Source organism: Stenotrophomonas nematodicola, assembly GCF_009467805.1.
GTDB lineage: Bacteria > Pseudomonadota > Gammaproteobacteria > Xanthomonadales > Xanthomonadaceae > Stenotrophomonas > Stenotrophomonas nematodicola.
The window spans coordinates 63500-89599 of sequence record NZ_WIAY01000003.1 but is presented as its reverse complement, the minus strand read 5'-3'; the positions used below and the strand labels follow the sequence as shown (position 1 = coordinate 89599).

The 26100-nt window shown below is 68.6% G+C and carries 27 protein-coding genes; 17 read left to right on the top strand and 10 right to left on the bottom strand.

The genetic code is table 11. The annotated features are described in order from the left end of the window. Positions 1-10: 10 nt before the first annotated feature. The 5 genes from GDJ08_RS11305 to GDJ08_RS11285 form a co-directional block, all read right to left on the bottom strand. Positions 11-838, bottom strand: a complete 828-nt coding sequence (locus GDJ08_RS11305; protein WP_017356136.1) for a methyltransferase domain-containing protein — start codon at positions 836-838, stop codon at positions 11-13. Between the two features lie 10 nt (positions 839-848). Further along, positions 849-1841, bottom strand: a complete 993-nt coding sequence (gene dusB / locus GDJ08_RS11300; RefSeq protein WP_037591248.1) for a tRNA dihydrouridine synthase DusB — start codon at positions 1839-1841, stop codon at positions 849-851. A gap of 169 nt (positions 1842-2010) precedes the next feature. Continuing rightward, the gene (locus GDJ08_RS11295) at positions 2011-2439 is read right to left on the bottom strand and encodes a hypothetical protein (RefSeq protein WP_153164894.1); all 429 of its coding nucleotides are present in this window, start codon (positions 2437-2439) and stop codon (positions 2011-2013) included. A gap of 150 nt (positions 2440-2589) precedes the next feature. Beyond that, positions 2590-3582 carry a ribokinase gene (locus GDJ08_RS11290; protein WP_153164893.1) on the bottom strand — a complete coding sequence of 331 codons (993 nt, stop codon included), beginning with the start codon at positions 3580-3582 and terminating at the stop codon, positions 2590-2592. A 26-nt stretch (positions 3583-3608) separates the two neighbouring features. Further along, positions 3609-4907, bottom strand: coding sequence for a NupC/NupG family nucleoside CNT transporter (locus GDJ08_RS11285; protein ID WP_017357218.1), 1299 nt, complete (start codon positions 4905-4907; stop codon positions 3609-3611). A 190-nt stretch (positions 4908-5097) separates the two neighbouring features. On the opposite strand from GDJ08_RS11285, the gene GDJ08_RS11280 reads away from it, so the two are divergent. The 5 genes from GDJ08_RS11280 (at position 5098) to GDJ08_RS11260 (ending at position 10324) form a co-directional block, all read left to right on the top strand. After that, a complete protein-coding gene (locus GDJ08_RS11280; protein ID WP_153164892.1) occupies positions 5098-6069 on the top strand; it encodes a potassium channel beta subunit family protein in 972 nt (323 codons plus the stop codon). Between the two features lie 118 nt (positions 6070-6187). Further along, a complete protein-coding gene (hemP, locus tag GDJ08_RS11275; protein ID WP_017357220.1) occupies positions 6188-6388 on the top strand; it encodes a hemin uptake protein HemP in 201 nt (66 codons plus the stop codon). Between the two features lie 143 nt (positions 6389-6531). Next, on the top strand, positions 6532-8745 hold the full coding sequence (locus tag GDJ08_RS11270) for a TonB-dependent hemoglobin/transferrin/lactoferrin family receptor (protein ID WP_423669787.1): 2214 nt from the start codon (positions 6532-6534) through the stop codon (positions 8743-8745). Positions 8746-8750: 5 nt separating this feature from the next. Next, a complete protein-coding gene (locus GDJ08_RS11265; RefSeq protein ID WP_136003702.1) occupies positions 8751-9347 on the top strand; it encodes a Hemin transport protein in 597 nt (198 codons plus the stop codon). Between the two features lie 35 nt (positions 9348-9382). Next, entirely contained in the window at positions 9383-10324 is a 942-nt protein-coding gene (locus tag GDJ08_RS11260) for a DUF6607 family protein (RefSeq protein ID WP_017357223.1), read from the top strand. 999 nt (positions 10325-11323) lie between these two features. Here the strand turns inward: GDJ08_RS11260 and GDJ08_RS11255 are convergent. The 3 genes from GDJ08_RS11255 to GDJ08_RS11245 form a co-directional block, all read right to left on the bottom strand. Continuing rightward, positions 11324-11677: a DMT family protein gene (locus tag GDJ08_RS11255; RefSeq protein ID WP_136003706.1), complete on the bottom strand. Its 354-nt coding sequence runs from the start codon at positions 11675-11677 to the stop codon at positions 11324-11326. A gap of 89 nt (positions 11678-11766) precedes the next feature. Next, positions 11767-14253, bottom strand: a complete 2487-nt coding sequence (locus tag GDJ08_RS11250; protein WP_153164891.1) for an ABC transporter permease — start codon at positions 14251-14253, stop codon at positions 11767-11769. Further along, positions 14250-14852 (bottom strand): ABC transporter ATP-binding protein, encoded by a 603-nt coding sequence (locus GDJ08_RS11245; RefSeq protein ID WP_017357191.1) that lies wholly within the window; start codon positions 14850-14852, stop codon positions 14250-14252. Before GDJ08_RS11245 ends, GDJ08_RS11250 begins: the two co-directional genes overlap by 4 nt. Positions 14853-14972: 120 nt before the next feature. Here GDJ08_RS11245 and GDJ08_RS11240 point away from each other — a divergent pair, with 120 nt between their 5' ends. The 3 genes from GDJ08_RS11240 to GDJ08_RS11230 all read left to right on the top strand — a co-directional run bounded on the left by GDJ08_RS11240 (position 14973) and on the right by GDJ08_RS11230 (position 17837). Then, entirely contained in the window at positions 14973-15623 is a 651-nt protein-coding gene (locus GDJ08_RS11240; protein ID WP_017357190.1) for an arylesterase, read from the top strand. A gap of 77 nt (positions 15624-15700) precedes the next feature. Next, a complete protein-coding gene (locus GDJ08_RS11235) occupies positions 15701-16414 on the top strand; it encodes a response regulator transcription factor (RefSeq protein WP_017357189.1) in 714 nt (237 codons plus the stop codon). 151 nt (positions 16415-16565) lie between these two features. Further along, positions 16566-17837: a sensor histidine kinase gene (locus GDJ08_RS11230; RefSeq protein WP_153164890.1), complete on the top strand. Its 1272-nt coding sequence runs from the start codon at positions 16566-16568 to the stop codon at positions 17835-17837. 25 nt (positions 17838-17862) lie between these two features. On the opposite strand, the gene GDJ08_RS11225 is transcribed toward GDJ08_RS11230, so the two are convergent. Continuing rightward, positions 17863-18567: an SGNH/GDSL hydrolase family protein gene (locus GDJ08_RS11225; protein WP_136003717.1), complete on the bottom strand. Its 705-nt coding sequence runs from the start codon at positions 18565-18567 to the stop codon at positions 17863-17865. 208 nt (positions 18568-18775) lie between these two features. Between GDJ08_RS11225 and GDJ08_RS11220 the strand changes: the two genes are divergently transcribed. From GDJ08_RS11220 to GDJ08_RS11180, 9 genes are all read left to right on the top strand, one after another. Continuing rightward, entirely contained in the window at positions 18776-19156 is a 381-nt protein-coding gene (locus GDJ08_RS11220) for a diacylglycerol kinase (RefSeq protein ID WP_153164889.1), read from the top strand. Between the two features lie 42 nt (positions 19157-19198). Beyond that, the gene (locus GDJ08_RS11215) at positions 19199-19948 is read left to right on the top strand and encodes a TerC family protein (RefSeq protein WP_017357185.1); all 750 of its coding nucleotides are present in this window, start codon (positions 19199-19201) and stop codon (positions 19946-19948) included. A gap of 100 nt (positions 19949-20048) precedes the next feature. Beyond that, entirely contained in the window at positions 20049-20693 is a 645-nt protein-coding gene (locus GDJ08_RS11210; protein WP_153164888.1) for a LemA family protein, read from the top strand. 4 nt (positions 20694-20697) lie between these two features. After that, positions 20698-21588: a TPM domain-containing protein gene (locus GDJ08_RS11205; protein WP_153164887.1), complete on the top strand. Its 891-nt coding sequence runs from the start codon at positions 20698-20700 to the stop codon at positions 21586-21588. Further along, positions 21588-22076 (top strand): TPM domain-containing protein, encoded by a 489-nt coding sequence (locus tag GDJ08_RS11200; RefSeq protein WP_017356025.1) that lies wholly within the window; start codon positions 21588-21590, stop codon positions 22074-22076. Before GDJ08_RS11205 ends, GDJ08_RS11200 begins: the two co-directional genes overlap by 1 nt. 51 nt (positions 22077-22127) lie before the next feature. Beyond that, on the top strand, positions 22128-23018 hold the full coding sequence (lgt, locus tag GDJ08_RS11195; RefSeq protein WP_017356026.1) for a prolipoprotein diacylglyceryl transferase: 891 nt from the start codon (positions 22128-22130) through the stop codon (positions 23016-23018). Next, a complete protein-coding gene (locus GDJ08_RS11190) occupies positions 23015-23809 on the top strand; it encodes a thymidylate synthase (RefSeq protein ID WP_017356027.1) in 795 nt (264 codons plus the stop codon). Before lgt ends, GDJ08_RS11190 begins: the two co-directional genes overlap by 4 nt. 120 nt (positions 23810-23929) lie before the next feature. Continuing rightward, positions 23930-24460, top strand: a complete 531-nt coding sequence (locus GDJ08_RS11185) for a hypothetical protein (RefSeq protein WP_153164886.1) — start codon at positions 23930-23932, stop codon at positions 24458-24460. 102 nt (positions 24461-24562) lie between these two features. Beyond that, positions 24563-25054, top strand: a complete 492-nt coding sequence (locus tag GDJ08_RS11180) for a dihydrofolate reductase (protein ID WP_153164885.1) — start codon at positions 24563-24565, stop codon at positions 25052-25054. 33 nt (positions 25055-25087) lie between these two features. On the opposite strand, the gene GDJ08_RS11175 is transcribed toward GDJ08_RS11180, so the two are convergent. Then, positions 25088-26095, bottom strand: coding sequence for a symmetrical bis(5'-nucleosyl)-tetraphosphatase (locus GDJ08_RS11175; RefSeq protein ID WP_136003726.1), 1008 nt, complete (start codon positions 26093-26095; stop codon positions 25088-25090). Between the last annotated feature and the right edge of the window lie 5 nt (positions 26096-26100).

Genomic DNA, 26100 nt, shown 5'->3' with positions numbered 1-26100 from the left:
GCCGCGGCCGTCAGTACACCGTGGCGCGGGCCTGCACGAAGGAAAAGAAGAACACTGCGTTGGGGTCGTTCTGCACCAGGCTGAACTCGCGGCGCATGCCGTCCACGGTGTCCTGGTCGACCAGGCCGGCCTCCAGCAGCGGGCCGGCTGCCGACAGCAGCAGCTGCTCCCAGAACGCGATCATGGTCTTGCGACGGGCCGGCTCGCGGTTGTCCAGGTGGATGGTCTTGATCTCGGTGTGGACGTCGCGGAAGCCGCCGGCCAGCAGCAGGTTGCCCAGCTTGGCGCCCACGAACGGGTCGCCGCCGTGGTCGTACTGGAAGTCGTTGAAGGCCATCCAGTAACGCCAGATGTGCGGCGAGTACGGATCGAGCAGGAACGAGGCGTTCATCACTTCGGTTACGTACACCGGCGAGCCCGGTACCAGCACGCGGCGCACTTCATTGAGCACCCGCGCCGGCGAGGGGACGTGTTCGAGTACCCAGCACAGGAAGGCGGCGTCGAACTCGCGCGGGCCGAACGGCAGGTTGCCGGCGTCGGCCTGCAGCAGCGCGTAGCGTTCGCTGCACCACGGCGTGCGGGCCAGGTTGGTGGCGGCGGTGGACAGTTGCGCCTCGCTCAGATCCACACCGGTGACGTGCAGCTCCGGGAAACGCCGCAGCAGGATCTCGGTCTGCGCGCCGACGCCGCTGCCCACTTCCAGCAGGCGCCTGGCGCCACCGTAATCGATGCCGCTGAAAATGCTCGATTCAAACAGGCGCGACTGGGTGACCAGCCGCTGCTGTTCGGTGTCGGAGAAGCCGTGGAGGTAGGTCGGTGCGGTGATCGGCGGGGTCATGGCGGCAGGCTCAGGCGGCAGACGACACCGGCTCGCCGGCGGCGAGGGCATCGAAGTAGTCGGTGGTCAGGGCGATCTGGCTGGCGGCATCCTCGGCGCGGTTGACCACCGCGCGGAAGGCGGCGTTCTCCGGCCGGTCCTTGGCGTACCAGCCCAGGTGCTTGCGCGCGATGCGCACGCCCTGCGGCTCGCCATAGAAGTCGTGCAGCGCCTGCAGGTGGCCCAGCAGAATGTCGCGGACTTCGTCCAGGGTCGGTGGCGGCAACAGGGTGCCGGTGGCCAGGAAATGGGCGACCTCGCGGAAGATCCACGGACGGCCCTGGGCGGCGCGGCCGATCATCACCGCGTCCACGCCGGTCTGGGCCAGCACCTGCGCGGCCTTCTGCGGCGAATCGATGTCGCCGTTGGCCAGCACCGGAATGCGCAGCGCGGCCTTGATCGCCGCGATGGTCTCGTACTCGGCGCTGCCGGTGTAGTGCTGGTCGCGGGTGCGCCCGTGCACCGCCAGCGCAGCGATGCCGCTGTCCTCGGCGATGTGTGCGATCAGCGGACCATTGCGGTGGTCGCAGTCCCAGCCGGTGCGGATCTTCAACGTGACCGGTACGTCCACCGCCTCGACCACGGCGGTGAGGATGCGCGCCACCAGCGCCTCATCGCGCATCAGCGCCGAGCCGGCCCAGGCATTGCACACCTTCTTGGCCGGACAGCCCATGTTGATGTCGATGATCTGTGCGCCGTGGTCCACGTTGTAACGCGCCGCGTCGGCCAGCTGCTGCGGCTCGGTGCCGGCGATCTGCACGCTGATCGGGTCCGGCTCGCCGGCGTGGTCCATACGGTGGAGCGACTTGCGGGTGGTCCAGAAACGCGGGTCGGAGATGGTCATTTCCGAGGCGGCCAAGCCCGCACCCAGCCGTTTGCACAGCAGGCGGAAAGGCTTGTCGGTGACACCGGCCATCGGCGCCAGCACCACGTTGGGCCGGATGTTGTAGGGGCCAATCTGCATGCACGCATTGTAGTGCCGGCCGCCGGCCGGCAACCACGCACCGGACCGCGATCCGGGCCAGTGTTAAGGCCGATCCGGAAGGCCCTGATGCGCTCCGGTCATGAGCATATGCTTGACGATTGCTTCCGCCGCCCCCAGCGCGGCGGGATGGTGGGCGGTTGGCAGGGGGTTACAGCCGCGTCCAGACCTGCACGCTGCCGGCCAGATGGAGACCGGCCAGCGTCAGGCAGGCCGCTGAGCTGGTGTACCAGAAACGGGCGCCGTTGCAGCCGGGGCGCACCCGTCCGATCAGCAGCCCGGCCAGCCCGCGCACGCCGAGGACCGCGATGATCAGCACCAGGACTTCCTGACGGCCGGGGAGCACCGGCAGCCAGCCCGCGGCCGAGAGGGCGTAGGCCGTCCATAGCGCCAGCACCGCGGTGATGGCGGTGGTGATTGCCGTGGGGAAGGGATGGCCGGCGCGGGACAGCCGCACCATCCGTTCGCCCGCGCCAAAGAACGCGTACCAGCGCGCGCCGAAGATAATGCAGCCGATGTGCAGCAGCACCGCGAGCGCGCTGCCTGCGGCCGCCAGCAGCAGCCAGGGGGTGTCATCCATGCAGACGCGATCCATGAGGCGGGCCACGATGGTCGAGCCGGCCTGCCGGACGGTCAATGCGCAGGCCGGCCTTAGGCTGTCAGGATCCGGCCAACCCTGTCGGCGCGCGCGGTGGACCCATGAAAAAGCCGGCGCTGGGCGCCGGCTTGGTCAGTACCGCAGGTTCCGCCAGGCCGCTCTGGCCGTGGCAGCATCCTGTGGGGTGAAGTGCGGCATCGCTGCCGCGGCGCCTTCCTTCTCGGTGGAACGGCCGGCGAACTGGTTGGCGAAGCGCACATGGCGGGCGAACGCGGCGTCCGGGTCCTGGGCGATGGAGGCCACCAGCGCACCGTTGAACGCATCGCCGGCACCGGTGGTGTCCAGCACCTGCACCTGCTCGGCGCCCACCCGGTAGTACGGCTGGGTGTCGCCGCGCAGGTTCTCCTCGGCGTGCGACACGAACACGCCCACCGATCCCAGCGTCACCACCACGGTGCCGTTGCCGACCAGCTTGCGGCACAGCGCATGCAGGCTGGCGCCGTCCAGCGCGGCCACGTCGTTGGCATCCACGCGCTCGCCCACATGGCGGCCGAGCAGGGCGGCGAACTCGGTCTCGTTCGGGGTCAGCACGTCGGCCAGCTTGAGCAGGCCGATGCTGGACGGGGCGTCGGCCGGGGCCACGTTGAGCACGGTGGTGGCACCGGCCTCGCGGGCAATCGCCAGCGCCGCTTCGATGGTCTCCACCGGCGACTCCAGCTGCGCCAGTACCACCTTGGCGCCGCTCAGCAGCGCACGCTGCTGCTCGACGTAGGCGGTGCTCAGGGCGGCATTGGCACCCGGGCCGATCACGATCGTGTTGCGGCCGCGGCTGTCCACGTAGATGCCACCGGTGCCGGTCGGCTCGGTGCTGGCTTCGGCCTGCAGGGTGAAGCCGTCATCAGCGGCCAGGCCACGGGCCATCGCACCGCCGGCATCGTCACCCAGCGCGCACACGAAGGTGGTCGGCGCGCCCGCACGACGTGCGGCGACGGCCTGGTTGAAGCCCTTGCCGCCCGGACCGGTGCTGTAGCGCCCGGCGATGGTCGCGCCCGGGGCCGGGAGCGATTCGCAACGCCACACATGGTCCACATTGAAGGAGCCGACAACGACGACACTGCTACTCATAAAGTCTGTTTCTCAATGAACGGATATCAGCTGAAATGCGTCAGCACGCCGGCGATGGTCGCCGTCATGAAGGTGGCGATGGTACCGCCAAGCACCGCGCGCAGGCCGAACTTCGCCAGATCGTGGCGACGCTCGGGGGCCAGACCACCAATACCACCGATCTGGATTGCGATCGAGCTGAAGTTGGCGAAGCCGCACAGCGCATAGGTGGCGATCAGGCGTCCTTCGGCCGACAGGGTCATCCCCGGCACCTGGCCGTTCACGATCTCCGACAGCTTGGAGTACGCGACGAACTCGTTGATGACCACCTTCTGACCGATCAGCGACCCCACGGTGGTGGCATCGGCCCACGGGGTACCGATCACCCAGGCGATCGGGGCCAGCAGGTAGCCGAAGATGGTCGACAGGTCGGTCGGACGGCCGATCATCGCCTGCAGGCCGGAGATTTCGCCGAACCAGGTCAGCGGCGCATTGAGCAGGGCGATCAGGGCAATGAAGGCCAGCAGCATAGCGCCGATGTTCAGCGCCAGCTTCAGGCCGTCGCCGGCGCCGGCCGCCGCCGCATCGATGATGTTGCTGGAGGTCTTCTCCACTTCCATCTTGACGGTGCCGCGGGTCAGCGGGGTGCCGGTTTCGGGCACCAGCAGCTTGGCCACCACCAGGGTTGCCGGCGCGGCCATGATGCTCGCCGCCAGCAGGTGCTTGGCGTAGAAGGCCTGCTGCACCGGATCGTTGCCGCCGAGCATGCCCACGTACGCAGCCAGCACGCCACCGGCGATGTGCGCCATGCCGCCGATCATCATCGTGATCAGTTCGGACTGGGTCATCTTGGCGATGTAGGGGCGGACCGTCAGCGGCGCCTCGGTCTGGCCGATGAAGACGCTGGCGCAGACGCTGGTGGTTTCCGCACCGGACACGCGCATGATCTTGGTGATCGCCCAGGCCATGCCGCGCACGATCATCTGCATGATGTTGAGGTGGTACATCACGCCCATCAGCGCCGAGAAGAAGATGATGGTCGGCAGCACCTGGAAGGCGAAGATGAAGCCGAACTTGCTGGTGTCCATCAGGCTGCCGAAGATGAAACCGGAGCCTTCGTTGACGAAGCTCAGGATCTTCACGAAGCCCTTGCCCAGCGCATCGAAGACATCGCGGCCGCCGGGCACCAGCAGCACCACCGCCGCAAAGGCGATCTGCAGCGCGATACCGGTGACCACCAGGCGCCAGTCGACGGCGCGCTTGTTGTTCGAGAACAACCAGGCGATGCCGATCAGCACCACCAACCCGAACAGGCCGAAGCCAATCCTGCCCAAACCTTCGACCATGTGACTTCCCTTGGGGCGCCGCGAAAAACGGGAAGCCTAGAGCAGCGGCAGGGGCGGAGCAAGGAAAAGCGGCGTGCGCGGGCCGATCGGCGCCGATCCGGCCAGCATCGACAAGGGTTTGCGGGCCCGCGCCGGCTACACTAGCGGGCATCGATCCGGCCCGGATGCGGGCCTGCAGCAGGAGAATCGCATGCTCTACCGCCGCCTGGGCTCCACCGGCCTGAAGCTCTCCGCCCTGTCCTTCGGGGCCTGGGTGACTTTCGGGGATCAGATCGCCCGCGACGAGGCCCGCAACCTGATCGCGGCCGCCTGGGACAACGGGATCAACTTCTTCGACAACGCCGAGGGCTATGCGCGCGGGCGGGCCGAGCAGGTGATGGGAGACGTGATCGCCGACCTGCGCCTGCCGCGTGACGGCTTCTGCGTGTCCAGCAAGGTCTTCTTCGGTGCCGTGGATGACCCGCGCCCGACCCAGCATGGCCTGTCGCGCAAACATGTGACCGATGCCTGCCATGCCGCGCTCAAGCGCCTGCGGGTTGACTATCTTGACCTTTATTACTGTCACCGCCCCGATCCGGACACCCCGATCGCCGAGACCGTGCAGGCGATGGACACCCTGATCCGGCAGGGCAAGGTCCTGTACTGGGGCACTTCGGAGTGGTCGGCGGCGCAGATCCAGGAAGCGGTGGATATCGCCCGCGCCGGCCATCTGCACGCCCCCTCGATGGAGCAGCCGCAGTACAACCTGCTGCACCGCGACCGGGTCGAACGCGAGTATGCCCCGCTGTACGCCGATGCCGGGCTGGGGACCACCATCTGGTCACCGCTGGCCTCGGGCCTGCTGACCGGCAAGTACAACGCCGGGGTGGACGCGCAGTCGCGGCTCGGTCAGGCCCAGACCGCCTGGCTGAAGGACCTGGTGCTCGGCGATCCGGCCGAACAGCGGCTGGAAAAGGTGCGCCGCTTTACCGCGCTGGCCGCCCAGCTCGGCCAGTCGCCGGCGCAGCTGGCCATCGCCTGGTGCCTGCGCAACCCCAATGTCTCCAGCGTGATCCTCGGCGCCAGCCGGGTGGGGCAGTTGCAGGAAAACCTGGGCGCGCTGCGGCTGTTCGACACGATGGACGAGAGCGTCTGGCAGCAGGTGGACGCCGCTTTCGATTGATAAGATCAATCGAACTCACTGGTTCGATCATTAATGCCATCAATCAAAATGAGAATGGTTGTTGATTGTCAACTGAGAATCATTATCATTTAACTCGTCCCTCGCACGAGTCCAGACGATGATGAACACTCAAGCTGCTGTACTGCTGCGCCCCGAAACGCTCACCCTGCGCGACCGCCCGGTACGCGTGGTGCCGCCCGAAGAAGTGATCGACAGCGAAGCCCTGCTCAAGGGCCGCCGCGAAATCCTGATCCAGCACGGCGACCGCTTCTACCGTCTGCGTCATACCAGCAACGACAAGCTGATCCTGACCAAGTAATGCCGGCGCCGTCCACGCGGGCCCGCCCCTCCCCCCGGGCCCGCGCTGCTCCTGCTCTCTCCCCCTCGACACCTCGCCGGCGGCTCCGGTCGATGGCGTGGGTCGGGGGTCTCCTTCTGCACCCCGCCGCTTCCCGCCACCCCATGACGATCCGACCGACTGCCCTGAGCGCCGCCTTGTGGCTGGCGCTGCCGATGGCCGCGCATGCCGATGCCGACGCCGCCCCCTCTTCCGTCAACGACGCGCGCGAGTTCGATCGCGTGCAGGTCACCGCCACGCGCACCGAGCGCGCGCTGAGCGACGTGGCCGCCACCGTCGATGTCATCGACCGCGAGCAGCTGGACAACCACCTGGCGCAGAACATCAAGGATCTGGTCCGCTACGAGCCCGGCGTGTCGGTCACCAGCAGCCCGGCCCGCTTCGGACTGGGCGGCTTCCGGATCCGTGGCCTGGACGGCAACCGCGTGCTGATCCAGACCGATGGCATCGCCATGCCGAAGGCGTTCGACATCGGCAGCTTCGCCGACGCCAACCGCAACTTCACCGATCTGGAAACCCTCAAGCGGGTCGAGATCGTGCGCGGTCCGGCGAGCTCGCTGTATGGCTCCGACGCGCTGGGCGGCGTGGTCGCGTTCGTCACCAAGGACCCGGCCGACTACCTCAAGGACGGCAGGAACAGCTACGTCGGCCTGAAGTTCGGCTATGACGGCGACTGGCAGGGCCTGCTTGGCAGCGCCACCACCGCCTTCGGCGGCGACCACTGGAGCGGCATGGTCAACGTCAATCATCGCCAGGGCCAGGAAACCCAGAGCAACGGCGATGTCCGCAGCAACGACCGCACCCGCACCGCGGCCAACCCGCAGGACCGCGATGGCCGCAGCGTGCTGAGCAAGCTGGTGTATGCCCCCAGCGATACCCAGCGCTTCAAGCTCACGGTGGAAGGCAACGAAGACAGCGTGGACACCAACGTGCTGTCGGCGATCGACCACACCACCACCACGGGCATGAAGGCCCGCGACCACCAGACCCGTGCGCGCGTGTCGTTCCGCCACGAACTGGACGACGTCGGCATGGGCGTCGCCGACAGCCTGTCGTGGCAGGTGTACCGTCAGGACAGCGAGACCACCCAGCGCACCGATGAGAACCGCGCCAACCGCACCACGCGCCACCGCGAGTTCAACTTCGACCAGCGTGTGTACGGCCTGCAGGCGGTGTTCCACAAGGGCCTGGAAACCGGCGCGGTCGAGCATGCGCTGACCTACGGCTTCGATGGCGCCTGGACCGAAACCCGACAGAAGCGCGATGGCTATCAGGTCCTCGCCAACGGGGCGATCAGCACCACGATCCTGCCCGACGCCTTCCCGGTGCGTGATTTCCCGATCAGCAGGACCACCGAGCTGGGCCTGTACGCGCAGGATGAAATGCGTTTCGCCGACGGCCGCGTCTCGCTGGTGCCGGGCGTGCGCGTGGACCACTACGAGCTGCGCCCGGAGGTGGACGGCATCTTCGGTGCCGACAACCCCGGCATGGCCGTGTCCGGCCTGACCAAGACCAGCGTGTCGCCGAAGCTGGGCATGGTCTGGCGCTTCGCCGACCAGTGGTCGCTGTTCGCCGGCTATGCGCACGGCTTCCGCTCGCCGCCGTACAACGACGTCAACCTGGGCTTCACCAACGTGATGTTCGGTTACACCGCCATTCCCAATCCGGACCTCAAGCCGGAAACCAGCGATGGACTGGAGCTGGGTGTGCGTTTCATCGCCCCGGCCGCCTACGTGAGCCTGAGCGGGTACTACAACGACTACAAGGACTTCATCGAGTCCCAGCGCCAGGTCGGCATCAACGCCCAGGGCCTGATCGTGTTCCAGTCGCAGAACGTGGCCGATGCGGACATCTACGGGGCAGAGCTGAAGGCCGGCGTCGATTTCGGCGAGCTGAGCACGGCGCTGGCCGGCTGGTCGCTCAACGGGTCGGTGGCCTGGTCGCGTGGCCAGAACAAGACCGAAGATGTGCCGCTGGAATCCATCGACCCGCTGCGCGGCACGCTCGGCATCGCGTTCGACCGCGATACCTGGGGCGTGGAGCTGGCCGGTACCTTCGCCAGGCGCAAGGATCGCCTGCCGCCGGCGGTCGGTACTGTCGCGCCCTTCGCGCCGGCGGGGTATGGCGTGCTCGACCTGATGGCGCACTGGACCGTTGCGCCCGGTGCCAAGCTCAACGTGGGCGTGTTCAATCTGGGCGACCGCACCTACATCGACTACTCGGGTATCACCTCGACGCTGGCGACCAACAGTACAGTGATCGACCGTTTCACCAACCCCGGCCGCACCGTGTCGGCCAGTCTTGCCGTGAGCTGGTAGCCGCCATGAGCCGAGCCCTGTCCGCCTTCCGTCCCCTGGCCCACGCACTGCCCGCCAGGGCCTTGCCCACGCCGGGACAACTCGCGGCACTGGGCACGGTGCTGTGCCTGTACCGACCCGACAGCAGCGAACTGGGCGGCTGGAAGCGGGCGGTTTCCGCCCACGCCTGCCAAGGCATGGACAGTGAAGGCATCCGCGAAAGCCTGTGCTTCGTCGATGTCCGCGGCCGCTGCTGCTGGCGCCTGTATCTGCTGCCCGACAGCGACTATCTGGCCTGGGACCGGCTGGTGGGTGCCTTCCCGGCACGGCCGGAGCCGATCAGCGATGGCGGCGTGGCCGAGCGCCTGTGGCGCCGCCTGGCGGTCCGCCTTGGCGGCGAGCCGTGGCGCATGTGCGCGCTGCGCCTGCACGCGGCCGAGGAGGGCCTCGGCCTGGCGGCCAGCCTGGCCCCGCTGTCGTCGCTGGGTGCGGGTATCGCCCGCCACATCGCCGATGTCGAAGGCGCCGAAGGCGAGCTGTGGGTCGATGACTGCTGCTGCGCCACCGCCGCCCGCCACGGGCCGCGCGCCGATCCCGCCGATCCGCCGTTGATCCGGTTGTAATCCACCTTGCAAGCCACTCCAGAAGGGACCTCCAGATGAAATTCCAGACAGCCGGTGCGTGGCTGCTGCTTGCCGGCAGCGGTGTCGTCCACGCCCAGCCCTCCGACCTGCAGCGCGACCACGACAGCATCCTGGCGATGAAAGGCGAGTACATCGTCGATTTCGCCTTCGATGAGACCGTGCTGCTCAAGCCCGGCTACGAGCGCGCGCCGGCTGTGCGCAGCGGCGGCAATGAAGTGGTGATCGTGGTTGAGGACTCCCCCCGGCGCATCGTCCTGCAGCATCTGCTGGTGGACGGCAAGAGCGGCCACGTGACCAAGCACTGGCGCCAGGACTGGGTGTACGAAGCGCCGCACCGGTTCGAATTCAGCGCCGACCAGACCTGGCAGGTGCGCACGATTCCGACCGCGGTCAACGCCGGTGCATGGACGCAGTGTGTCTATGAAGTCAGCGATGCGCCGCGTTACTGCGGCACCGGCAGGTGGGCCTACGACAATGGCGTGGCGACCTGGACCAGCGACCTGAGCTGGCGCCCGCTGCCGCGTCGTGAGTACACCCGACGCAGCGACTACAACGCGCTGGCCGTGGTCAACCGCCACACGCTGACCCCGAACGGCTGGACCCACGAGCAGTTCAACACCAAGATCCTGCGCGGTGCCGATGGCAGCCAGCAGGAGATCGCGCGCGAGTTCGGTTTCAACGACTACAACCGGACCACCGACGTCGATTTCAAACCGGCCTACGACTACTGGAGCGCCACCGCCGGCTACTGGGCCAGCGTGCGCCAGCGCTGGGACGGTTTCCTTGGGCAGGCACCGGGCGTGCACCTGAAGACCACGCTGGACGGCATGGCGATGATCATCCCGCTGTTCACCCAGGCCCAGGACATCCAGGACGGCAGGAAGGTCAAGGACGCCGAGATCGACAAGGTGTTCACCCAGTGGGTCGAAACGGCCCCGGCCGAGGCCGCCCGCTGAGTCGTGCGGGGCAGGGGCACGGGCTGCGCGCAAAGCCGACCGCAGCCCCCTCGTAGAGCCGGGCTCTGCCCGGCTGCTCTCCGTTCCGCGGCCGATACCCCCAAGCGCGCTGCGCGCGCAGCCGGCCAACGGTCGGCTTGCAGCCCCTCGTAGAGCCGAGCTCTGCTCGGCTGCTCTCCGTTCCGCGGCCGATACCCCCAGGCGCGCTGCGCGCGCAGCCGGCCAACGGTCGGCTTGCAGCCCCCTCGTAGAGCCGAGCTCTGCTCGGCTGCTCTCCGTTCCGCGGCCGATACCCCAGGCGCGCTGCGCGCGCAGCCGGGCAGAGCCCGGCTCTACGGTGTGGCGGCCGATATTTACCCAGGCGCGCTGCGCGCGCAGCCGGGCAGAGCCCGGCTCTACGGGTTGGCGGCCGATAATTACCCAGGCGCGCTGCGCGCGCAGCCGGCCAACGGTCGGCTTGCAGCCCCGTCGTAGAGCCGAGCTCTGCTCGGCTGCTCTCCGTTCCGCGGCCGATACCCCCAGGCGCGCTGCGCGCGCAGCCGGGCAGAGCCCGGCTCTACGGTCTGGTGGCCGATATTTACCCAGGCGCGCTGCGCGCGCAGCCGGGCAGAGCCCGGCTCTACGGTCTGGCGGCCGATATTTACCCCAGGCGCGCTGCGCGCGCAGCCGGGCAGAGCCCGGCTCTACGGTCTGGCGGCCGACATTTACCCCAGGCGCGCTGCGCGCGCAGCCGGGCAGAGCCCGGCTCTCTCCGTTCCGCGACCGATACCCCGGGCGCGCTGCGCGCGCAGCCGGCCAACGGTCGGCTTGCAGCCCCCTCGTAGAGCCGAGCTCTGCTCGGCTGCTCTCCGTTCCGCGGCCGATACCCCTAGGCGCGCTGCGCGCGTAGCCGGGCAGAGCCCGGCTCTACGGTGTGGCGGCCGATATTTACCCCAGGCGCGCTGCGCGCGCAGCCGGGCAGAGCCCGGCGCTACGGGGTGGCGGCCGAGACGGCCCGTCCTATTCCTTGAACATCAGCAGCGCGGCGATCACGATCAGGCAGAACGCCGCATAGTGGTTCCACTTCAACGGCTGCTCCAGGTACACCGCCGAGAACACCGCGAACACCACGAGTGTGATCACCTCCTGCATGCCCTTGAGCTGGGGGGCCGAATACACCGCGCTGCCCAGCCGGTTGCCCGGCACCTGCAGGCAGTACTCGAAGAACGCGATGCCCCAGCTGACCAGAATCACCGTCATCAGCGGCGCGCTTTTGTACTTGAGGTGCCCGTACCAGGCGAAGGTCATGAAGATGTTGCTGCCCAACAGCAGCAACACGGGGTACAGATAGGCGGTGAATGACGTGCCGGGCATCCGGGCGATCTCTGGGAACGGGGGCGCGCAGGATACCGGGCGCGGCGGCAGCAGTGTGTCAGCATGCGGCCGCCGCGCCGGTTGGCCGGTCAGGCCTCCCGCAACGCCAGCGCCGGTGGGGTGCGCAGGATGCGCCGCGTGCCCAGCCAGCCCGACGCCATGCTCAGCAGCACGCCCAGCGCGCCGCCCACCAGCAGCGGCCCCCACGGCGGGCTCAGCTGCAGCTCGAACACCTGGCGCGCCACCACACTGCCCAGCACCGCCGCCGTCGCGACCGCCAGCAGCGCCGACAGCAGCCCCAGCAGCCCGAACTCCACCAGCACCGCCCCACGCAGCTGGGAACGGGTCGCGCCCAGCGTGCGCAGCACGGCGCTGTCATAGCGGCGTTCGCCGGCCGTGGCCTGGAGCGCCGCCAGCAGCACCAGCAGCCCGGCCAGCAGGCTGAAGCCCATCACCAGCTGCACCGCCTGGGTCACCCGATCGACCACCTCGCGCACGCGCTCGAGAATGCCATCGATGTCCAGCAGCGAGATGTTGGGATGCTCCCGGGTCAGGCCCGCCAGCGCCGGCGCCTGCGCGCGCGGCAGATGGAACGCGGTGATCAGGTTGTACGGCGCATCGCCCACCGCGCCCTCGTTGAGCAGCAGGAAGAAATTGACCCGGAACGAATCCCAGTCGGCCTTGCGGATGCTGGTGATGGTGAACCGGCGTTCCTGTTCGCCCATCTGCAGCGTCACCGTATCGCCCAGTTTCATGCCATAGCGCTCGGCCCAGCCCTGCTCGATCGATGCCTCCGCCGCCGTGCTCCCGACGGCCCAGAAACGCCCCTCCAGCAGCTGGTTGGCTGGCGGGAAATCGCGCCGCCAGGAGAAGTTGACCGGGCGGTTGGCATCGTCGTCGTCGTTGCTGTTGTCCTCGCGCTGCTGCCGCTGCGGCGCGCGGTCGTTGACGGCCAGCAGGCGGCCGGTGCTGAACGGCTCGATGCCCGGCGCCATCACGCCCAGCTCCTGCAGGGTCGCCAGCACGGCCGCGCGTTGCCCGGGCTGGATGTTCATCAGGAAATAATTGGGCGTATCGCTGGGCAGGCGGTCGCGCCACTGTGCCAGCAGGCCCGGGCCCACCACCGACAGCAGCAGCAACGCGCACAGCGACAGCGACAGCCCCACCAACTGCATCACTGCCAGCCCGCGGCGCCGGGTCAGCGCCGCCACCCCGAGCTTCCAGCGCCCACGCAGGCGGCCCTGCAGGCCACGCAGCAGCCACAGCAGCAGCGCGCCCACGCCGCCCGCGAGCGCGGCCAGCGCCGCCAGTCCGCCAAGCACCCAGGCCGCCAGGCGCACATCACCGGTGGCCTGTACGGTCAGCGCCACCGTGGCGGCCAGCGCCGCCAGGTAGACCAGCAACGAGCTCGGGGGCAGTGCGGCGAAACTGCGGTTGAGCACGCGCATCGGCGGCACCCCGCGCAGCCGCAGCAGCGGCGGCAGGCCGAAGCCGAGCAGCAGCACCAGGCCGATGCCGGCACCGCTCAACGCGGGCGTCGCCTGCGGCAGGGGCAGGCGGTTGGGCACCAGCCCGCCCAGTGCCTGCACCAGCCCGGCCTGCGCGGCCAGCCCCAGACCGATGCCGGCCAGACAGGCCGGGATGGCCAGCATCACCAACTGCAGCGCCATCGCGGCCAGGATGTCGCGCTGGCGCGCGCCGAGGCAGCGCAGGATGGCCACCTGGTCGATCCGGCGCATCGCAAAGCGGTTGGCCGCCAGGGCCGTGGCCACGCCGGCCAGCAGCACCGCCAGCAGGGCGGCCAGCGACAGGAAGCGGCCCGCGAGGTCAAACGCGCCGCGGACGCCACGCTGGGTATCGGCGATGCCGACGATGCGGTAGCCCTTGGCCTGCGGCGCCAGCCATGCACGGAAGTCGGCGATCACCTCGGGCGGCCCGGCGAACATCATGCGGTAGGAGGCGCGGCTGCCGGGACCGAGCAGGCCGGCACGGTCGACATCGACACGGTTGACCAGCAGCGGCGGCGACAACTGCATCAGCTCGCCGGACGTGTCCGGCTCGGCCTGCAGCACGCGGGTGACGGTGAGGGTCCCGGCGCCGAACTCCAGCGCATCGCCGATTTTCAGCCCCAGTGCCTGCATCAGCCGAGGATCGGCGTAGGCCTCTCCCGGTGGCGGCGTGCCGGCAGTTTCGCTGGCGGCATCGTGCAGGGCACGTCCAACGCGCAGCTCGCCGCGCAGCGGATAGCCCGCGCTGACCGCCTTGATGTTGGCCATCTGGCTGTCGTCGCCGTGGAACAGCACGCTGGGGAAACTGACCATGCGGGTGCTCGCCAGCCCGCGCGTGCGCGCGGCGTCGGCAAACCGCGCCGGCACGTCCTCACGTGCGCTCAGCCCGAGGTCGCCCCCCAGCATCTCGGCGGCACTGCTGGTCAGGGCGAGCGTGACCCGGTTGACCAGGGTGCCGACTGCGGTCATGACCGCCACGCCGAGCACCAGCGCGGCGAACACGGTCAGCAGGTCACCGGCGAGAAACTCGCGGCGCAGCGCCCGCGCGGCATGACGGATGACATTCATGCCGGCGTGCCGACGGACGCGTCGACCAGACGGCCGCCATCCAGGCGGTAGATGCGCTCGCACCGCTGGGCCAGGCGCAGGTCGTGGGTGACCAGCACCAGCGTGGTGTCGCTGCTGGCGTTGAGCGCGAACAGCAGGTCGCTGATCTGCTGGCCGGTGGCCTGGTCCAGGCTGCCGGTGGGCTCGTCGGCGAACAGGATGCGCGGGCGTGCAACGAACGCGCGCGCCAGCGCCACACGCTGCTGCTCGCCACCGGAGAGCTGGCGCGGATAGTGGCGCGCACGGTGGCCGAGGCCGACCTGCTCGAGTACTTCGCGCACCCGCGCCGCATCCTCGCGCCCGGCCAGCTCCAGCGGCAGGGCGATGTTCTCTTCGGCGGTCAGCGCCGGCAACAGGTGGAAGCTCTGGAACACGAAGCCGACCTCGCGCGCGCGCAGCTGCGCGCGGGCTTCCTCGTCCAGCGTGTCCAGCGATTCCCCGGCCAGGGTGATGCGGCCACGGCTGGGCAGGTCCAGCCCGGCGAGCAGGCCGAGCAGGGTGGTCTTGCCGGAACCTGAAGCGCCGACGATCGCCACGCTCTCGCCTTCATGGACGGTCATGCCGATGTTGTCCAGTATGTGGACTTCACCCTCCGGGCCACGGGCGGATTTGCCGACATCGTGGGCGGAAATGGCGACGGGCGCGCTGCGGGGGGACAGGCTGTCGATGAGGATTCTCCAATGTACCGAGCGAAGTGGAAGCGGCATCAGGCCGGGTGGATCGTGGTGCTGGCAGCATTGCTGTGGTGGCCGCTGCTGGCGTGTGCCAAAGGTCCGGAACCCCGCCATGCGGTGCTGGTGGTCGGGGACAGCCTCAGTGCCGCCCACAATATCCCGGCGGCCTCGGGCTGGGTGAACCTGCTTCAACAGCGGGTCAACCAACAGATCAAACCGCCGCCGGCGATCATCAATGCCAGCATCAGCGGTGAAACCTCCTCCGGAGCGCTGACCCGGCTGCCGGGCCTGCTGCAGAAGCACCGGCCCTCGGTGGTGGTGATCGAACTGGGCGGCAACGATGCCCTGCGCGGGCTGACCCCCGCCCAGCTGCGCGGCAATCTGGAGAAGATGATCCTGGCCAGCCAGGCGGCCGGGGCCAACGTGCTGCTGCTGGGCATCGACGTGCCGCCCAACTACGGCCCGGCCTACCGGCAGCGGCTCAAGCAGGTCTATGCCGATCTGGCGCGGCAGCACAAGGTGGCGCTGCTGCCGTTCCTGCTGGAGGGGGTGGCGCTGCAGCCCGGATCGATGCAGGCCGACGGTCTGCATCCCACCGCTGCCGCGCAACCCCGGGTGCTGGACAACGTCTGGCCCCTGCTGAGACCCCTGCTCTGATTGTGTCGTGACCGGCTTCACACGGCGTCCACTGCCCATGCGGCATGTTTCACAAAGCTGAAGAAAGAGGGACTCTCATGCGTCAGACAAAGGAAACCGCCGGCCTGGTGCTGGTGGTCGAAGACAACCGCAACATCTCCGAGATGATCGGTGAATACCTGGAAGGCCGCGGCTTCGAGGTCGACTACGCCCAGGACGGGCTGGACGGCTATCGCCTGGCAGCGGAAAACAGCTATGACGTGGTCGTGCTGGACCTGATGCTGCCGCGTCTGGACGGCATCGAAGTCTGCCGCCGGCTGCGCAACGACGCCCGCAAGTCCACCCCGGTGTTGATGCTCACCGCGCGCGACACGCTCGATGACAAGCTGACCGGTCTGGGCTTTGGCGCCGACGATTACCTGACCAAACCCTTCGCCATCCAGGAACTGGAAGCGCGGTTGCGCGCCCTGATCCGCCGCGAGCGCCGGCAGGTGGGCTCGGAAGTGCTGAAGGTCGCCGACCTGGTGCTCGATCCGGTCAGCATGCGCGCCACGCGTGCGGGCACCGAGCTGCAGCTGTCGCCGATCGGCCTGCGTCTGCTCACGATCCTGATGCGCGAGTCGCCCCGGGTGGTGACGCGCCAGGAAATCGAGCGCGAGATCTGGGGCAACGGTCTGCCGGATTCGGACACCCTGCGCAGCCATCTTTACAACCTGCGCAAGATCATCGACAAGCCGTTCGATCGCCCGCTGCTGCACACGGTGCAGAGTGCGGGCTACCGGATCGCCGATATCGCCCAGCCGATGAGCTGAGCGCATCGCGTGACGACAGTATGACCGAGTGGGCCCTGCGGGGCCCTGGGACCCTCGACGACCTGGCACCTTCCCGGTCGTCCGGGTTCCTTGCACGATGGAATCACGGCGCGCTTTCCTATAATCGCGGCGAACCGCCCTGGACCCCGTAATGCCGCACGGTCTGCCGCGCAAGATACGTATCGTCTTCATCCTCCAAGCCGTGCTGGCCAGTCTGGGCATCCTGCTGGGCGCATGGCTGGTGTCGCTGGTCATCAAGCACAGCCTGGTCAGCAGCGCGTTGCGCGAGGAAGCCGCCTATTTCTGGCAGCTCCACGACGCCTCGCCGGCGCAACCGCCGCCGAACACCCAGAACATCCGCGGTTATCTGCTGGAGGCGGGGCAGTCCAGCCTGAGCCTGCCGGCCAACCTGCGCACGCTGGGGCCGGGGTTCCACGAGCTGAAGGACGACGACCAGCTGGTCCTGGTCGATGCCCGCGAGGAGGGCCAGCTGTATCTGGTGTTCCTGCGCTCGCGCGCGGAGATGCTGGCCTTCTGGTTCGGCATCGTGCCGGTGCTGCTGACCCTGCTGGCGGTGTACGGCGCGTCCTGGATCACCTACCGGGCCTCCAAACGGCTGGTGTCGCCAGTGAACTGGCTGGCGCGGCGGGTCTCGCGCTGGGACCCCGGGCATCCGGAAGCGGCGGACCTGGCGGCGGACAAGCTGCCGGCGGACATGCAGGGTGAAACCCGGCAGCTCGCGGCCGCGCTGCATTCGCTGGCCACGCGGGTCAGTGCGCATGTGGCGCGCGAGCGCAACTTCACCCGCGATGCCAGTCACGAGCTGCGCACGCCGCTGACCGTGATCCGCGTCGCCAGCGACATGGCCCTGGGCGATGCGGAGATGACTCCGCGCCTGCGTCGCGGCCTGCAGCGCATCCAGCGCGCCGGGCGGGACATGGAGGCGGTGATCGACGCGTTCCTGATCCTTGCGCGCGAGGCGGACGTGGAGCCGCAGGTCGAACTGTTCGATGTCAACGACATCGTGCGTTACGAGGTCGACAACGCACGCGAGCTGCTGGCCGGCCGGCCCGTGGAGATCCACATGCACAGCGGAGGCCCGGTGCACCTGCACGCGCCGCCGCGGGTGCTGCAGGTGGTGGTCAGCAATCTGCTGCGCAATGCCTGCAGCTACACCGACGAAGGCAGCATCGAGGTGGACGTCGAGCAGGACCGGGTGGTGGTGCGCGACACCGGCATCGGCATGTCGGCCGACGCCCTGGGCCGCGCCTTCGAGCCGTTCTACCGGGCCGACCCGACCCGCCCGCAGGGCACGGGGCTGGGCCTGTCGATCGTGCGCCGCCTGTGCGACCGGTTCGGCTGGAAGATCACCCTGACCAGCGAACCCGGCGTCGGCACCCAGGCGACGATCGTCTACCGCTGACCTGCGGCAACGCCGGGCGCTGCCGTCATTCGCAGCGCACCTTGGGCGCCAATGCCTCGCGCCAGATCGCATAGCCGTCCGGGGTCATGTGCAGCATGTCCTCCCGGAACAGCGACGCGCGTGGCTGGCCGTCGGCACCCAGCATTGGCGTGTAGATGTCGGTGTAGCCGGTGTTGGGCATCCGGGCCAGCGCCTGCCGGATCAGCCCGTTGGCTTCGACCACCGCCGGCAGCAGCTGCGCGCGCGACGGGCTGGGCTTGATCGAGATCACTTCCACGGTCGTCTTCGGCAGGTCGCGGTGCACGCGCTGCACGAACGCCACCACGTCGTCGCGCACCTGCGCCGGGCTGCGGCCGCTGTTGAGATCGTTGTCACCGGCGTAGAAGAACACCTTGCACGGCGCGTACGGAATCACGATCCGGTCGGCGTACCAGGTGCTGTCGCGCACTTCCGACCCGCCGAAGCCGCGGTTGAACACCTTCTGGCCCGGGAAATCGGCGGCCAGGGTGTCCCACATGCGGATCGAGGAGCTGCCGATGAACTCGATTCCGCCGCGCGGTGGCGGCGCCGCCTTGTCGGCGGCGGCGAACTGGTCCATGTCCCCGGCCCAGGCCACGTTGGAGACCTGGGCCGGCACCTGCGGCGCGGCCGGCGGGACGGGGCTGCGGGCCAGCGCCGGCAGGGCGCAGGCCAGCGCCAGGGCGAGCAGCAGGGGGCGGCGGTACGTCATCGCAATCTCCATTCAGGCAGGGCGTTCATCATAGAAGCTCCGCCCGGTTTCCGCCGTGCCCCATCGGGCCATTCCGGGCCTGCGTCCGTGCCGGCAACGGGCTTGTGGCAAAATGACGGATTGACCGCCCATTCAGCGATGCCCATGACTGCCAGCCGTGCGCTGTTACCTCTGTTCCGGCCCACCCCGCGCAGTGGAGTCCGTTGCCGTGGCTGACGAAATGGGGCACATGCCCCGCGGCCCGCGACGCATCTTCAAGGCGGCGGTGTGGTCCTGGCAGGGGCTGCGGGCAGCCTGGCTGCACGAGTCCTCGTTCCGCCTGGAGGTCTACCTGCTGGTGGTGCTCGCACCTCTGGCGCTCTGGCTGGGCCAGACCCCGGTCGAGCGTGCGCTGATGATCGGCTCGATGCTGCTGGTGCTGGCAATGGAGCTGGCCAACTCGGCCATCGAAGCGGTGATCGAACGTTACGGCAGCGAGTTCCATGAACTGGCCGGGCGCGCCAAGGACATGGGGTCGGCCGCGGTCTTCGTGCTGATGATGAATGTCCTGGTGTGCTGGGGCCTGATCCTGGTACCGCACTTTTTCTGACGCGTCTGCGGCGCGTCATCCCCCCTGTAAGGATGGAAGTCCATGTTCCTTGAGTTGCTGTCCGACCCCAATGTCTGGTTGACCCTGCTGACCCTGAGCGCGCTGGAAATCGTGCTCGGCATCGACAACCTGGTGTTCATCTCGATCGCCGTGAGCAAGCTGCCGGAAGCGCGCCGCCCGTTCGCGCGCAAGCTCGGCATCGCGGTGGCCTGCATCACCCGCATTCTGCTGCTTGTCTCGCTGGCCTACCTGGCACACATGCAGGCCAACCTGTTCACCGTGGCCGGCATGGGCATCTCCATCCGTGACCTGGTCCTGATCGTGGGCGGCCTGTTCCTGATCATCAAGGGCGGCATGGAAATCCGCGAGCTGATCACCGGCGGTGAAGACGAAGATCCCACCACGACCAAGGCCTCGGCCGTGTTCGGCCTGGTGATCGCCCAGATCGCCATCATCGACATCGTGTTCTCGCTGGATTCGGTCATCACCGCCGTCGGCATCGCCGAGCACGTGCCGGTGATGGTCGCCGCGATCCTGCTTTCGGTCGCCGTGATGCTGCTGGCCGCCAACCCGCTGGGCCGCTTCATCGATGCCAACCCGACCGTGAAGATGCTGGCCCTGGCCTTCATCCTGCTGATCGGCGCGGTGCTGATCCTGGATGGCCTGGACGTGCACGTGCCCAAGCCCTACATCTACGCCGCGATGGGCTTCTCGGTGCTGGTGGAATGGCTGAACCTGCTGATGCGCCGCCGCGCCGTGGCCCACAACGTGCCGGGCGCCGGCCAGTGGTGACGGCCGGGTCGGTCCGCCGTGTCGCATCTGGCTGAACACGGCGCACCGACCCCGTTCGTGGCATGCTCCGGACTCCCGTCATCGAGAGCCGGAGCCGGCCATGCGATCGTTCTCCCGACTGTTGTTCCTGGCCGTACTGGCCTCCCTGCTGTCCGGCTGCGGCTACAACGCCATCCAGCAGAAGGATGAGCAGGTCAAGGCCGGCTGGGCCGAAGTGCTCAACCAGTACAAGCGCCGTGCCGACCTGATCCCCAACCTTGTGCAGACCGTGGAAGGCTATGCCAACCAGGAACGCCAGGTGCTGACCGACGTCACCAATGCCCGCGCCCGCGTCGGCCAGGTCAACGTCAACGCCGACGACGCCGACTCGCTCAAGCAGTTCCAGCAGGCGCAGGGCGAACTCAGCGGCGCGTTGTCGCGGCTGCTGGTGGTCACCGAGAACTACCCCAACCTGAAGTCCGACCAGGGCTTCCGCGATCTGCAGGCGCAGCTGGAAGGCACGGAGAACCGCATCACCGTGGCGCGCGGCCGCTACATCCAGATGGTGCAGGACTACAACACCTTCATCCGCCAGTTCCCGCAGGTGATCACGGCCAAGATCTTCGGCTATGCGACCAAGCCGAACTTCACCGTCGAGAACGAGGCGCAGATTTCCCAGCCGCCGGCGGTCAAGTTCGGTTCGCAGGCGCCCGCTCCGGCGCCGGCGCCGGCGCCCGCGCCGCAGACCCCGCAGCCGGCGCACTGAGCCCGTGACCGCGCGCCTGCTGCGCTTCCTGCTGCTGCTCGCCCTGTGCCTGGCGCCGGCGGCGTGGGCCCAGCAGGCGGCGATTCCGCCGTTGACCTCGCCGGTGGTGGACACCACCGGCACCCTGGATGCCGCGCAGACGCAGGCGCTTGAAGCCCAGGCGCTGGCCCTGCAGCAGCGCAAGGGCAGCCAGTTGCAGATCCTGATGGTGCCCAGCACCCAGCCCGAATCGATCGAGCAGTACACCCAGCGCGTGTTCGAGCAGTGGCAGATCGGCCGCAAGGGCGTGGACGACGGCGTGCTGCTGGTAGTGGCCAAAGATGATCGCCGGGTGCGCATCGAACCGGGGTACGGGCTGGAAGGCGCGATTCCCGATGCGATCGCCAATCGCGTGATCCAGGAGTACCTGGCCCCGCAGTTCCGCACCGGCGATTATGCCGGCGGCCTGTCCGCGGCCACCGGCGCGCTGGTCACACTGATCGACGGCGAGGAGCTGCCGGCACCGGTCAGCGACCACCGCGCCACCCGCAACCCGGATGGCGACGGCTGGACCTTTGCCCTGGTGATCGGCTTCTTCGTCGGCAGCGTCCTGCGTGCGCTGTTGAGCGGGGTGCCACGCCCGCTGCGCGGACTGCTGGGCGGTGCCGGCGCGGCAGTCGCCGCGTTCCTGTTCACCTCGCTGTGGCTGGCCAGTGGCCTGGCCGGGCTGGTGGCGCTGTTCATCGGTCTGTCCTCGAGCAAGGCCGGCCGCTTTGCCCGCAGTGGGGGCTGGGGCGGGGGCGGTGGCTTCGGCGGGGGTGGCTGGGGTGGAGGCGGCGGCGGCTTCGGCGGCGGTGGTAGCTGGGGCGGTGGGGGCGGACGTTCAGGAGGCGGTGGCGCCTCGGGAGGCTGGTGATGCGCTGGTGGCGACATCTTTTCTCCCCGTCGGTGCGGCGCGCCTTCCCGCCAGCCCGGCTGCAGGCGATCACCGACGCGATCACGGCCGGCGAACGGCGCCACGGCGGGCAGGTGATGTTTGCCGTGGAAAGCGACCTGCCGCTAATGGCCCTGTGGCACCGGGTCAGCCCGCGCCAGCGCGCCGAAGCCGCCTTTGCCCAGTTGCGCACGTGGGATACCGAGCACAACAACGGCGTGCTGGTGTACCTGCTGCTGGCCGACCACGCGATCGAACTGGTGGCCGACCGTGGCCTGCGCGGGCGGATCGGCCAGGCCCAGTGGCAGGCGATCTGCGCCCACATGCAGGCACGTCTGCGCCAGGGTGAACTGCAGGACGCGGTGCTGCAGGCGATCAACGAAGTGTCCGATCTGCTGGCCGGGCACTATCCGCCCGGCACCGGGTCAAAGGATGACGGTCTGCCCAACACCCCCCAACTGCTCGGTTGAGGTAGCGCGGCCGTACCCCGAGAATAGCCGCTTACCTGCAAGGCATCGCCCATGATCTATTTCCACGACATCGACCCCATCGCCATCTCGCTTGGGCCGGTCAAAGTGCACTGGTACGGCATCATGTACCTGCTCGGCTTCATGGCGGCCTGGTGGCTGGGGCGTCGCCGCATCGCGGCCGGGCGCCTGCCGGGGGTGAATGCCGACGGCTTCTCCGACCTGCTGTTCTACGCCATGCTCGGCGTGGTGGTGGGCGGGCGCGTGGGCTACATGCTGTTCTATGCGCTGGGCGACTTCCTGCACAACCCGCTGCTGCTGTTCAAGGTGTGGGATGGCGGCATGAGCTTCCACGGCGGCCTGCTGGGCGTGCTGTTCGCGGCGTGGTGGTGGTCGCGCAGGCATCGCCTGCACCTGTTCGACACCATCGATTTCATGGCCCCGCTGGTGCCGCTGGGCCTGGGCTTCGGCCGCATCGGCAACTTCATCGGCGCCGAGCTGTGGGGCAAGTACACCGACGGCACCTGGGGTGTGGTGTTCCCCAGCGGTCTGCCGGCGCCATTGAATGCGCTCGATGCCGCCACGCTCAAGGCGCAGTTCGCCACGGGCGCGCTCAATCAGTACGCCCGCCATCCGTCGCAGTTGTATGAAGCCCTGCTGGAAGGCCTGGTGATGTTCGTGGTGCTGTGGGCGGTGTCGGCCAAGCCGCGCCATCGCTATGTGATCGCGGGCCTGTTCGCGCTGATGTACGGCATCTTCCGCTTCGCGGTCGAGTTCGTGCGCATGCCCGACAACGGCGTGTATCTGGCCTTCGACTGGTTCACCCGCGGCCAGCTGCTGAGCCTGCCGCTGGTGGTGTTCGGCCTGGTGCTGCTGGTGCTGTCGCGCCGCGCGCCGGTGCTGCAGCCGCAACTGCCGGCGTCGCCGGCCGGAGCGAAGGCATGAAGCCGTATCTGGATCTGCTGCAGCACGTGCTGGACCACGGCGCGGAGAAATCCGACCGTACCGGCACCGGCACGCGCAGCGTGTTCGGCTGGCAGATGCGCTTCAACCTGGGTGAGGGCTTTCCGCTGGTCACCACCAAGAAGCTGCACCTGCGCTCGATCATCCACGAGCTGCTGTGGTTCCTGAAGGGCGATACCAACATCGGCTACCTCAAGGACAACCAGGTCCGCATCTGGGACGAGTGGGCCGATGCCAACGGCGATCTTGGTCCGGTGTACGGCAGACAGTGGCGCAGCTGGGCCACCGCCGACGGCGGTTCGATCGACCAGATGCAGTGGCTGGTCGAGGAGATCAAGCGCAATCCGGATTCGCGGCGCCTGGTGGTAAGTGCCTGGAATGTGGGCGAACTGTCGCAGATGGCATTGATGCCGTGCCACAACCTGTTCCAGTTCTACGTGATCGACGGCAAGCTCAGCTGCCAGCTCTACCAGCGCAGCGGCGACATTTTCCTAGGCGTGCCGTTCAACATCGCCAGCTACGCGCTGCTCACGCACATGGTCGCCCAGGCCACCGGGCTGGGCGTGGGCGATTTCGTGCATACGCTGGGCGATGCGCACCTGTACTCGAATCACATCGAGCAGGCCCGCGAACAGTTGTCGCGTACGCCACGCGCGCTGCCCACGCTGTGGCTGAATCCGCAGGTCACCGACCTGTTCGGCTTCCAGTTCGACGACATCCGCATCGACGGCTACGACCCGCACCCGGCAATCAAGGCGCCGGTCGCGGTCTGAGCGCAGCCGGGGGCGCCGCCTGAGGCTCGCCCCGGGCGCGCGGGCTGGTGTAGGGTGACCGGCCCTGGAGATGGAGATGGACGGTCAAGGATGCAGGTGACACATCGGAGGAGGCGGGCCGTGGCGGCCCTGGTATGCGGCGCGCTGGCACTGCCTGCGCTGGCCGGGCCCGGCGAGGAAGCGCTGTCGCTGGCGCAACGGCTCAATCACGACGTGCTGGCGATCTACACCCGCGCGCTGCTGGACGACATCGAGAGGTCGATCCTGGACAACTTCACCGGGGACGAACCGGAGGGCCTGCCCGAGGCCTGCCGGCACGCGGCAGAGGCCGCGCTGGCGCCGATCGCGGCGACCTACATCGCGCCGTTGCGCCCGGCCATGCAGGAAGCGGGGCACTTGGCGCAGGTTGACCAGGTGGTCGCCTCGGCGTTCTCGCTGGATCAGCTGCGCAGGCTCAACGGGCGCATTGGTCATGTGCCCCCGCTTGAGCTCGGGGCGGCGATGCTCGACACCCCGGCGCTCGCAGACGTCATCAACGACCGCGTCGACCTGCTGCAGGCGCGCCGCGAGGAAGACGCCGACTACATCGCCGGATTCGACGGCCAGCTCGCCGCAATCCGCGCCGAGCGCGCGCGCTGCGCGGCACGGTAGCGTCGAGCCGGCTGCCCTTCGCTTCGCCGCCGGTGGCCTCGCCGCGCGCCAACAGGCACTTCGTATACTGTGCGCCGCCGTGCCGCCCGGATTCGACCTGCCATGAAGCTCTCCCTGATTGCCGCCCTCGACCGCCAGCACGGCATCGGCCACGACAACCAGTTGCCGTGGCAGTTGCCCGACGACCTCAAGCGCTTCAAGGCGTTGACCGTGGGCAAGCCGATCCTGATGGGCCGGCGTACCGCCGAATCGCTGGGCCGCGCGTTGCCGGGCCGCCGCAATCTGGTCCTCACCCGCACCGGCGAGGTGCCGTTCGAGGGCATGCAGGCAGTCGAATCGGTCGAACAGGCGCTGCAGCAGGCCCGCGCCGATGGGGCCGACGAGCTGTGCGTGATCGGGGGCGGGCAGATCTACGCCCTGGTCATGGCGCAGGCCACCGACCTGCACCTGACCTGGGTGGATACCGTCGTCGCCGCCGATACCCACTTCCCGGCCGTTGACCCGGCGCTGTGGGTCGAAGTGGCGCGCGAACATCACCCGGCCGATGCCCGGCACGCGGTGGCGTTCGATTTCGTGGACTACGGCCGTCGCTGAAGCACGGGCCGGTCGCCAGGACCGGCTGTGGCCTCACTCGCTGTCGCTGGTGACGTCCGCGTTCCGGGGATGGGCCTGCGCCTGTACCTGCGGCGTCGGGCGACCCGTGCCGCGGTGGCGGTCACGTTGGCCAGGGCCGCCCTGGCGGGCAGGTCGGCCTTCGGAGGTGCCTTCGCTGGCCGGCCGGCGTGCCGGCGGTCGCGGCGCGGAGACCGGCTTGGGGACATCGCGGCCGGGTACCTGCACCACGCGCAGTTCGTCGGTGTCCAGCTGCAGCGCGGTGAGCTTGCCGCCCCACACCGCACCGGTGTCGATGGCGTGCACGCCCTGAGTGATGGTCAGGCCCAGCGCAGACCAGTGGCCGCACACGATCTTGAGGTCGCGCTCCACCCGGCCCGGCACCTCGAACCAGGGGTAGAGCCCCTGTTCCTGGGTGCCCGGCGTGCCCTTGTCCTCGATGCCGATGCGGCCGCGCGGCGTGCAGTAGCGCATGCGCGTGAACAGGTTGATGATCGCGCGCGAGCGGTCGTAGCCGGAAAGGCCCGGCGACCACGCCGGCTTGTCGCCATACATGTTGCGGAACAGCTTGCGGTAACCGCTGCCGTGCAGCTGCATCTCCACTTCGCGGGCATGCTTCTCGGCCAGCTGGGTGGTCCACTTCGGCGCCAGCCCGGCATGGATCATCATCCAGCCCAGGTCGCGGTCGACGTGGGCCAGCTTCTGCAGCCGCAGCCAGTCCAGGAGGACGTCGCGGTCCTCGGCCTGCACGATGCGCAGCAGATCCGGGTTGACCTTGCGCTGCTCTTCTTCGGTCCGCGCGCCCACGGCCAGCAGCGACAGATCGTGGTTGCCGAGCACCACCACACTGCTGTCGCGCAGCGAATGCACCAGTCGCAGCGTTTCCAGCGACTGACCGCCGCGGTTGACCAGGTCGCCACAGAACCACAGCGTATCCACCGCCGGATCGAAGCGGATCTTCTCCAGCAGCCGCTGGGTGACGTCGTAGCAGCCCTGCAGGTCGCCGATGGCCCAGACACTCATGCGTG

Excerpts from the sequence above, each read along its gene's own strand:
- GDJ08_RS11305 (WP_017356136.1), bottom strand. The coding sequence starts at position 838 with ATGACCCCGCCGATCACCGCACCGACCTACCTCCACGGCTTCTCCGAC.
- dusB (WP_037591248.1), bottom strand. The coding sequence starts at position 1,841 with ATGCAGATTGGCCCCTACAACATCCGGCCCAACGTGGTGCTGGCGCCG.
- GDJ08_RS11295 (WP_153164894.1), bottom strand. The coding sequence starts at position 2,439 with ATGGATGACACCCCCTGGCTGCTGCTGGCGGCCGCAGGCAGCGCGCTC.
- GDJ08_RS11290 (WP_153164893.1), bottom strand. The coding sequence starts at position 3,582 with ATGAGTAGCAGTGTCGTCGTTGTCGGCTCCTTCAATGTGGACCATGTG.
- GDJ08_RS11285 (WP_017357218.1), bottom strand. The coding sequence starts at position 4,907 with ATGGTCGAAGGTTTGGGCAGGATTGGCTTCGGCCTGTTCGGGTTGGTG.
- GDJ08_RS11280 (WP_153164892.1), top strand. The coding sequence starts at position 5,098 with ATGCTCTACCGCCGCCTGGGCTCCACCGGCCTGAAGCTCTCCGCCCTG.
- hemP (WP_017357220.1), top strand. The coding sequence starts at position 6,188 with ATGATGAACACTCAAGCTGCTGTACTGCTGCGCCCCGAAACGCTCACC.
- GDJ08_RS11270 (WP_423669787.1), top strand. The coding sequence starts at position 6,532 with ATGACGATCCGACCGACTGCCCTGAGCGCCGCCTTGTGGCTGGCGCTG.
- GDJ08_RS11265 (WP_136003702.1), top strand. The coding sequence starts at position 8,751 with ATGAGCCGAGCCCTGTCCGCCTTCCGTCCCCTGGCCCACGCACTGCCC.
- GDJ08_RS11260 (WP_017357223.1), top strand. The coding sequence starts at position 9,383 with ATGAAATTCCAGACAGCCGGTGCGTGGCTGCTGCTTGCCGGCAGCGGT.
- GDJ08_RS11255 (WP_136003706.1), bottom strand. The coding sequence starts at position 11,677 with ATGCCCGGCACGTCATTCACCGCCTATCTGTACCCCGTGTTGCTGCTG.
- GDJ08_RS11250 (WP_153164891.1), bottom strand. The coding sequence starts at position 14,253 with ATGAATGTCATCCGTCATGCCGCGCGGGCGCTGCGCCGCGAGTTTCTC.
- GDJ08_RS11245 (WP_017357191.1), bottom strand. The coding sequence starts at position 14,852 with ATGACCGTCCATGAAGGCGAGAGCGTGGCGATCGTCGGCGCTTCAGGT.
- GDJ08_RS11240 (WP_017357190.1), top strand. The coding sequence starts at position 14,973 with ATGTACCGAGCGAAGTGGAAGCGGCATCAGGCCGGGTGGATCGTGGTG.
- GDJ08_RS11235 (WP_017357189.1), top strand. The coding sequence starts at position 15,701 with ATGCGTCAGACAAAGGAAACCGCCGGCCTGGTGCTGGTGGTCGAAGAC.
- GDJ08_RS11230 (WP_153164890.1), top strand. The coding sequence starts at position 16,566 with ATGCCGCACGGTCTGCCGCGCAAGATACGTATCGTCTTCATCCTCCAA.
- GDJ08_RS11225 (WP_136003717.1), bottom strand. The coding sequence starts at position 18,567 with ATGACGTACCGCCGCCCCCTGCTGCTCGCCCTGGCGCTGGCCTGCGCC.
- GDJ08_RS11215 (WP_017357185.1), top strand. The coding sequence starts at position 19,199 with ATGTTCCTTGAGTTGCTGTCCGACCCCAATGTCTGGTTGACCCTGCTG.
- GDJ08_RS11210 (WP_153164888.1), top strand. The coding sequence starts at position 20,049 with ATGCGATCGTTCTCCCGACTGTTGTTCCTGGCCGTACTGGCCTCCCTG.
- GDJ08_RS11200 (WP_017356025.1), top strand. The coding sequence starts at position 21,588 with ATGCGCTGGTGGCGACATCTTTTCTCCCCGTCGGTGCGGCGCGCCTTC.
- lgt (WP_017356026.1), top strand. The coding sequence starts at position 22,128 with ATGATCTATTTCCACGACATCGACCCCATCGCCATCTCGCTTGGGCCG.
- GDJ08_RS11190 (WP_017356027.1), top strand. The coding sequence starts at position 23,015 with ATGAAGCCGTATCTGGATCTGCTGCAGCACGTGCTGGACCACGGCGCG.
- GDJ08_RS11180 (WP_153164885.1), top strand. The coding sequence starts at position 24,563 with ATGAAGCTCTCCCTGATTGCCGCCCTCGACCGCCAGCACGGCATCGGC.
- GDJ08_RS11175 (WP_136003726.1), bottom strand. The coding sequence starts at position 26,095 with ATGAGTGTCTGGGCCATCGGCGACCTGCAGGGCTGCTACGACGTCACC.